Source organism: Phytobacter sp. V69, from assembly GCF_965644215.1.
In the GTDB taxonomy this organism is placed as follows: domain Bacteria; phylum Pseudomonadota; class Gammaproteobacteria; order Enterobacterales; family Enterobacteriaceae; genus Phytobacter.
Genome location: NZ_CBFFRL010000201.1, coordinates 1 through 7,961 on the forward strand (window position 1 = coordinate 1; position 7,961 = coordinate 7,961).

7 protein-coding genes and 2 pseudogenes are annotated in these 7,961 nt (G+C 56.0%); 8 read left to right on the top strand and 1 reads right to left on the bottom strand.

Features of this window, described 5'->3' with window-relative positions:
* Positions 1-72: 72 nt before the first annotated feature.
* The 6 genes and pseudogenes from ACSZPU_RS20975 to ACSZPU_RS21000 form a co-directional block, all read left to right on the top strand.
* Positions 73-312 (top strand): annotated as a pseudogene (locus ACSZPU_RS20975) (DMSO/selenate family reductase complex B subunit); the annotation flags it as partial.
* Complete coding sequence (locus ACSZPU_RS20980; protein ID WP_499002808.1) at positions 305-1,081, top strand: dimethyl sulfoxide reductase anchor subunit family protein; 777 nt, start codon at positions 305-307, stop codon at positions 1,079-1,081. The pseudogene ACSZPU_RS20975 and the gene ACSZPU_RS20980, both read left to right, overlap by 8 nt.
* Before the next feature lie 54 nt (positions 1,082-1,135).
* Complete coding sequence (locus ACSZPU_RS20985) at positions 1,136-1,732, top strand: molecular chaperone TorD family protein (protein ID WP_499002810.1); 597 nt, start codon at positions 1,136-1,138, stop codon at positions 1,730-1,732.
* A gap of 29 nt (positions 1,733-1,761) precedes the next feature.
* Positions 1,762-2,274, top strand: a complete 513-nt coding sequence (napF, locus tag ACSZPU_RS20990) for a ferredoxin-type protein NapF (RefSeq protein ID WP_499002812.1) — start codon at positions 1,762-1,764, stop codon at positions 2,272-2,274.
* A 192-nt stretch (positions 2,275-2,466) separates the two neighbouring features.
* On the top strand, positions 2,467-3,384 hold the full coding sequence (locus ACSZPU_RS20995; RefSeq protein ID WP_499002813.1) for a bestrophin family protein: 918 nt from the start codon (positions 2,467-2,469) through the stop codon (positions 3,382-3,384).
* 174 nt (positions 3,385-3,558) lie between these two features.
* A complete protein-coding gene (locus ACSZPU_RS21000; protein ID WP_499002815.1) occupies positions 3,559-4,491 on the top strand; it encodes a nucleoside recognition domain-containing protein in 933 nt (310 codons plus the stop codon).
* 54 nt (positions 4,492-4,545) lie between these two features.
* On the opposite strand, the gene ACSZPU_RS21005 is transcribed toward ACSZPU_RS21000, so the two are convergent.
* Positions 4,546-5,283, bottom strand: coding sequence for a GntR family transcriptional regulator (locus ACSZPU_RS21005; RefSeq protein ID WP_499002817.1), 738 nt, complete (start codon positions 5,281-5,283; stop codon positions 4,546-4,548).
* Positions 5,284-5,520: 237 nt separating this feature from the next.
* Between ACSZPU_RS21005 and ACSZPU_RS21010 the strand changes: the two genes are divergently transcribed.
* Positions 5,521-6,873: a class-II fumarase/aspartase family protein gene (locus tag ACSZPU_RS21010; RefSeq protein ID WP_499002818.1), complete on the top strand. Its 1,353-nt coding sequence runs from the start codon at positions 5,521-5,523 to the stop codon at positions 6,871-6,873.
* Positions 6,874-6,896: 23 nt separating this feature from the next.
* Positions 6,897-7,886 (top strand): annotated as a pseudogene (locus ACSZPU_RS21015) (DASS family sodium-coupled anion symporter); the annotation flags it as partial.
* Positions 7,887-7,961: the final 75 nt, after the last annotated feature.

Sequence of the window (7,961 nt, forward strand, 5' to 3'; positions counted from 1 at the left end):
TAGTCATGATAATAGGGCCTTCTGATTAGAAGGCCCTATTATCAATGATTTTTATCCTCGTGACGACACTATCTAGATCGGCTGGAGAAAAACCTGCGCCCCATCTGCGTGGACTCCTGCCCGCAGCGCGCGCTGGATTTCGGCCCGATTGATGAACTACGCGCGAAATACGGCAGCGAAAACCAAATCGCACCTTTGCCGTCCGCTTCGTTTACCCACCCGAACCTGATCGTCAAGGCGCACCCGAAAGCGCGTCCCACCGGCGACAAAGAAGGTGCCATCCTCAATCTGAGGGAGGTGCGTCATGCATGAGTTACCGCTGGTCTTTTTTACGGTGTTCACCCAAAGCGCCGTTGGGGCATTCATCCTGCTACTGATTGGCGGCACGCTGGGAAAAGTTGACGCCCGCCGCATAACGATCGGCCTGTTTGCCAGCATGTGTCTGTTTGGGCTTGGCCTGTTTATGGCCGTTTTCCATCTGGGCCAGCCTCTACGCGCGATGAACGTGCTTTTCCGCGTGGGCGCCTCCCCGATGAGCAATGAAATTGCCCTTTCGTCACTGTATGCGGCCTTCGGCGGGCTGGCCTCGCTGGGGCTGCTGCTCAATCGTGGCGCAACCAAAGTGTTCACCGGGCTGGCCTGGCTGGCAGCGGTGACAGGTGTGGTGTTCCTGTTTGCCATTCCGCGCATTTACCAGTTGCCGACAGTGGCGACCTGGCGCTCCTCTTATACTGTCGTGATGATGGTGCTGACACCGCTGATTGGCGGCGGCGCGCTGGCCGCACTGTTGGGGCTGCGTCGCATTGGGCTGGTGGTCAGCATTCTGGCGATCCTTGCCAGCTTCTGCCTGCGCCCAGGGTACATGTCGACGCTGATGAGCGCCGATGGCGTGCTGACGGCGGCGCAGACCAGCTGGTTTACCGCGCAGGCTATCCTGTTGGCTATCGGCGTTGTCTGCGCCGGTGCCTGGATGCGCTTTAAAACCGGCCCGGTTATCCTGGCGGCAACCGTCCTGGTGGTTATCGCCGCAGAGCTGGCAGGCCGCATTGCGTTTTACAACCTCTGGACCTTACCGATGTAACCCGCTGGCAGCCAGATAAACGCTGGCTGCCGCTGTTTTTAAGGAGTGTGACAAATGTCTTCTCATGCGGTATTGCCACGTATCCTTGGCGCGCTGTTCTACTACTCACCCGAACGCCCGGAAGTCAGCGCCCTGTTTGACTGTCTGCCCACCCTGCCGGAGATCTACCCATGGCAGGAGCGCGACGCCATTACCCGCCTGTGCGACGAATGGTCGTTTCCCGATGAAGCAGCGCTTATCTGGCAGTTTTCGGTACTGTTCGAAGGCCAGGGTGAGATGGTCGCCCCGCCCTGGGGGTCGGTCTATCTGGAAAAAGACAACCTCCTGATGGGAGAAACCACCGCGCAGTATCGGGCGTTTCTACGCAGCCATGGTCTGGCGTTTGCCGGGGAACAAAATGAGCCGGAAGATCAGTTCGGGCTGATGTTGCTGGCCTACAGCGCCCTGGTTGAACAGGGGAACCAGGATGCGGCAAACACCCTGCTGGAGCGCTATTTGCTGCCGTGGGGATTTCGCTACCTGATGCTGCTGCAGGGGAACACGGTAAGCCCCTTCTATGCCCACCTCGCCGACGTGGCAACGGCATTTCTGGCGGACGTGCAGCAACAAAACGCGCTGCAGCCTGCCGAAGCACGGTTGTATTTCGGATGAGTAAATCGGAGCAGTTTTATCAGGAATACATGTCTCGTCGGCACATCAGCCGACGGGGACTGTTTCGCGCCTTCGCCAGCGCGGCGCGCCAGGTCGCCCCTGAACCGCCCTCCAGCTTGCCCAAACACCCTCTACCGCCGGGCGCATTACCAATGGCGCATTTTATGGCCCAGTGCACCCAGTGTTATCACTGTGTCGATGCCTGTCCGATGGGGGTTCTTGCAAAGCATGACAGCGGGTTGCCGGCGTTATCGATTGAATACGCCAGTTGTGATGGCTGTGGGCTATGTATTCAGGCGTGTGAAGCGGGCGTACTGCAGCCGCAGGCACGCTTTGATACCGGCTTACGCCCGGCGTTCAGCAGCGCCTGCGTGAACCCGGTGCGCACCTGCAAACAGTGCGTGGACGCCTGCCCGACGCAGGCCTGTTCGATTACCGCTAACGGCTTACCGGGCATCACCACCGATGCCTGTAATGGTTGCGGTGAATGCCTGGTGCAATGCCAGTTCGGCGCGGTAACGCTTAACGCCCTTCTCTCCTGATCAGGTCCGGCAATGCCGGACACAACCCACCAATACGGCTTCGCGCGGTAAATGCCACGAATCAATCGTGCCGTTATAGCGCCAGACGGTGCCAGTTAACTTGCGGGAAAATCCCATCAGGCTACAATTTCCGCGCCGGATTTCCACCGGCCACCTGCAAACAATAAAACAAAAGACCGTAAAGGAATTCGTATGATCATACGCCCACCCCAGAGCTGGTTTATCCGGCTCTTTAACTGGCATGGGTCCGTTCTGTCCATGATAATCGCCCGGCTAGGACTGAACCTGTTCATGTCTATCGTGGCGATCATCGCCTGGCCGTACTATGAAAATCTGAACATTCACCTGACAGTTGCACCGTTCAGCCTGCTGGGTATCGCCATCGCTATTTTTCTGGGCTTTCGCAACAACGCCAGTTACAGCCGCTACACCGAAGCAAGGGCCATCTGGGGATCGGTGACGATAACTTCCCGCAGCCTGATGCGCCAGACCATCAGCGCGTTGCCCGACGATACGGCAATCCAACAGACGCTTTCCCGTTACCTGACCGCGTTTAGCTGGTGTCTGAACCATCAACTGCGCCACACGGATGCCTCTGCGGATATACAACGTTTGCTGCCTGCGGACGTGGCTGCCGAGATACTGAGAAGTACCTCGTCCTGCAATCGTATTCTCATCTTCATTGGCAAAGAATTTGCCCGCCTGCGCCGGGAAGGCAAAATCAGTGATTTTGTCTGGCAGAATACCGATGAAAATCTTAACGAGCTGTCGCGCTGTCTGGGCGGCTGTGAGCGTATCGCCAACACGCCGGTCCCCTTTGCCTACTCACTGATTTTGCAGCGCACGGTGTATCTGTTCTGCACTCTTCTGCCGCTGGCGCTGGTTTCCGACCTGCACATGATGACGCCGTTTGTGTCGGTGTTTATCTCCTACGCCTTCCTGTCCTGGGATTCGATTGCCGAAGAGATGGAACATCCGTTTGGCACGCACCCCAACAATCTGGCGCTGAATGCCATCTGCACCTCGATTGAACGCAACATGATGGACATGACCGGGCAAGGGCCACTGCCGCCGCTGCCGGTGGCGGACAAATATTACAATCTCATCTGAATCATCACGGCGGCCAGGGACCGGCTGCGTGCTGATATATCAAAAGCAAAGCCTATGAAGACCCGCAGGTCAGAGGCCGCTTTCATCTGACTAATTTATAAAAGCACGACATGGATTTTACTTGCTGTCCTGGAGGTGTAGATTGCCTTGCGTGGATCTTCACTGGATAGATGAATGAATATTATTGATGTCATTATGTCAGCAGGTAAGACGTCTGTTGATGTCGCGCTTTACACGCTTATTCCCGTCATGGTTGTGATGCTCATCGTGATGAAGTACCTGGAAGCAAAAGGTGTTGTCGATGCCGTCGTGCGACTGACCACCCCGGTGCTCAAGCCGTTCGGCATTTCCGGGGTTGCCATCTTCGCCCTGATACAACTCAACTTCGTCAGCTTTGCCGCCCCCATTGCCGCCCTGGCGATGATGGAAAAAAGGGGCACCTCCGAACGCCAGCTTGCCGCCGCCCTGGCGATGCTGTTTGCGATGGGACAAGGCAACGTCTTTTACCCGTTAATTCCCTACGGGCTGCACTGGGGAAGTGCCATCACCATTTCGATTTTTGGGGGACTGGTCGCAGCCGCGGTCACTTACCACCTGTTCGGGAAAAAGCTTTCCACCACCGTCCAGACCGCCGAGCCGACCGATGCGTTTAACGATAAATCATCGTCCAGCCTGATTGGCATCATTAATGGCGCAGGGGCAGATGCCATACGCCTGGCGCTGGGTTCCCTGCCGATGCTGCTGCTCTCGTTAACCATTGTCGGCATGCTGAAAGACGCGGGGGCGATAGACGTTCTGACACGCTTAGTCTCGCCGGTAATGGCCTGGTTCAACCTGCCTGATGTCTATGTGTTGCCAACGCTCACCAAGTGTCTGGCGGGGGGGACGGCGTACTTCGGCGTGATGTCAGAACTGCTGCGAAAAGGGCTGGTGACGCCGGAGCAGGTGAACGCCTCGGCCGGTTTCCTGATCCAGACATTCGATCTGCCGGGGATTGGCATTTTCCTCGGGATCGCCAGCCGCTTCGTCCGGTTGTTCCGCTATGTCATCCCCGGCGTGCTTGTTGGGATTGCGGTGCGCAGCATTATTCATACTCTGATGTTTTAAGGGAGATGCGGCTCGCTCCTGAGCGAGCCGCATTTTCTCTGACGAGAATGACATTCACCGGGAACCGGCACCCTGATGTTTGAGCACAATACTGCAGGTATACCGTCCGGCCGGATGGAGTGACACGGTGGTTTCGAATGTTTTCCCTTGGGCATCAAGGTAACGCCGTACAATTCTCAACGCGGGTGACCCGGCTTCCACGCCCAATATTTTCGCGATTTTGACCGGCACACCAACCGCCGTTATCGACTGATGCACTTCATGGCTGCGGATACCGTAGTGCTTTTCAATCAGCGCGCTGATTAGCGCATACGGATCGCTACGCACCAGTTTTCCGACCTTCACATACGCAATGCTGGTATAGCTGTCGGTCCAACAGATGGGTGCGTTTTCTTGCAGAGGATCTTCGCGGGTACTGGCGATATGCAGCCAGCGCGAACCCGGCTCACAACCAATCACCTGCGATAGCTCAAAATCTGCCACCACTTCATCGGTCTTTTTCACCACTCGCAGGTTGTTTTTTGCCAGTACCAGTAAATCTTCAAGTGAGGCCAGAGGATGATCCTGCATTTCCGGCTTCTGTTCGCAGACGCGTGTCCCTGCGCCTTTTCGCCTGCTGATAAGCCCCTGCTCCGTGAGTTCCCGCAGTGCTTCGCGTACCGTGTGACGACTCACCTGCCAGCTTTCACATAGCTCCATCTCCGTTGGAAACAGCGATCCTGGCGGATATGTCCCCTGCGTGATCGCCAGCGCCAGCTTACGGGCCATTTGCTTATACAGAGACTCTTTCATCGTTTCACTCTTCAAAAATTAAACGATCGACATCACAAAGGTGAGCGATAGCACTTTCTTGCTAACTGTATGGTCATTATAAATGTCCGCACATATTCAAATGTCCGTACATTTAAAGCCGGAAAAATCGGAATGTGTCAGGATAAAAAAATGGCCGATTCAACGTTAGCAACCCCTGATTCTGACTGTTTTTTCTGTCCCGCAGTCTATCACCAATCAGACCCCCAAGGAGTGGTTATGCCTTCAAATGTGCTTGATTCTGTTTTGTTCAGGGATTCCTTCGGCACGCCGGAAATGCGTGCGATTTTCGACGATCACGAGTTGATTCGTAAATATGTTGAAGTCGAGATTGCCCTCGCGCAGGCCCAGGCAAAATGCGGCGTTATCCCGCAAGAAGCCGCCGATGAGATCGCGGAAAAATGCACTGCAGATACGCTGGATTTTGACCTGCTGCGCCATGAAACCGAAATTGTCGGTTACCCCATTTTGCCGCTGGTGCACCAAATATCTAAACAGGCAGGCGAGTCAGGCGGCTACGTCCACTGGGGCGCTACCACGCAGGACATTATGGATACCGCCGTCGTCTTGCAAATTCGTGATGCCTTCGACCTTATCGAAAGCGAGTTAAAACAACTTTGCCTGACGCTGGCCGGTCTGGCGCGCCGCTATCGGGACACGCCGATGGCGGGCAGGACGCACCTGCAACAGGCACTGCCGATTACCTTCGGATACAAAGCGGCCATCTGGCTGGATATGTTTGACCGCCATACCGAGCGCCTTGCCCAGGCGCGGCCACGTATTCTGGTGGGGGAATTTGCCGGAGCGGCCGGAACGCTTGCGTCGCTTGGCGATAAAGGTCTCGCGGTTCAGGAGGCCATGATGGATATCCTCAAGCTGGGCGTCCCCTCTTCCACCTGGCATGTTGCCCGCGATGGCTTTGCCGAAGCGACGAACCTGCTCGGGCTTATCACCGGATCGCTTGGCAAAATCGGCTATGACGTGATGCTGCTTGCCGCCAATGAATTCGGCGAGCTGTATGAACCCTTTGTGAAAGGCCGCGGTGCCAGCAGCACCATGCCACAAAAACGCAACCCAATTTCCAGTGAGCTGATGCTGGCCTGTGCAAAAGGGGTACGCCAGCACGCCGGATTAATGCTGGACGCGATGGTGCAGGATTTAGAACGCGCCACCGGGCCGTGGCATGCGGAATGGATTGCGATTCCGGAGAGCTTTGTGCTCGCCGCCGGGGCGTTACATCAAGCCAACTTTATGCTCGCCGGCCTGATTGTGGATGAAGCGGCGATGGCGAAAAATCTGGATATGACCAAAGGGCTGATCGTTGCCGAAGCCGTCATGATGGGTCTGGCTCCGTACATTGGCCGCCAGGATGCACACGACGTTGTGTACGATGCCTGCCGCGTGGTGAACGAACAAGGGGGACGACTGGCTGATGTGCTGAACAGCATGCCAGGGGTTTCCAGTCGCCTTGATCCGCAGCTTATTGAGCGCCTGACCGACCCGGCGAATTATCTGGGTATGGCACCAGAGATGGTGGATCGGGTTCTGGAAAAATTCGCGCAACGGCAATAATCCTGAGGGATAAGGAGAGACATATGCCATCCGCTTGTTCTGCACGGAAATCTGTTATCGCCTTTCTGGTTCCTCTTATCCTCGGAACCGCTATCTGGTTCTTTCCTGTTCCGGAAGGATTGACTCCGGAAGCATGGCATATGTTTGCCATTTTCGCGGCCACCATTGCCGCTATCCTGACCCAGCCTCTCCCGTCCGGTGCGGTGATGCTGATTGCCCTTAGCGTGGTGATTTTTACCAAAACCTTGCCAGAGGCAAAAGCGCTATCGGGGTTTGCTTCGGGCACGGTGTGGCTGATTTTCTGTGCCTATGTGCTTTCGCTGGGCTTTGTGACATCCGGGCTTGGCAAACGCATCGCGTATAAGATGCTGTCGCTGTTTGGCGGCAGCAGCCTGGGGATCGCCTATTCACTGGGCGTGTCGGATCTCATCATGGCCCCTGCCATGCCATCAGTGACCGCGCGTTCAGGGGGGATTATTTTTCCCATCGCGCGTTCGATTAACGAAGTTCTGGGCTCCTCACCCGGCGAATCGGGTAAACGCATCGGCGATTTTCTGACCATGGTGTGCTTTCAGTTTACCCCCATCACCGGGGCGATATTCCTCACCGGGATGGCGGCAAACCCGCTGGTCGGCAGCCTGGCGAAAACCTCGCTCGGTGTTGATATCACCTGGAGTAGCTGGTTTGTGTCCGCGGTAGTCCCGGCAATGGCATGCTTCTGCCTGATGCCTCTGCTGGTGTACAAGTTACTGAATCCACAGCTGAAACGAACGCCCGAAGCCAAAGCCATGGGGAAACAGTCCCTGGTCGAATTGGGTGCGATGAGCAGCGCGGAAAAGAAAGTGGCGTTCGGATTTGTTCTGGCGCTCATTGGCTGGGGAACAAGTCTGGTTACCGGCCTTTCCGCAACCTCCGTCGGGCTGGGGCTGGCGGCGTATTTATTCGCCTCAAAAGCCGTAAGCTGGAAAGCGTTACTCAACGATCACGCCGCCTGGGATACGGTTATCTGGTTTAGGCTGTGTCCCTTAATTGCATAACCTCTTGTAAAACAATCGGATGCAACCCAGCTTGACCATTGAAAGATAATT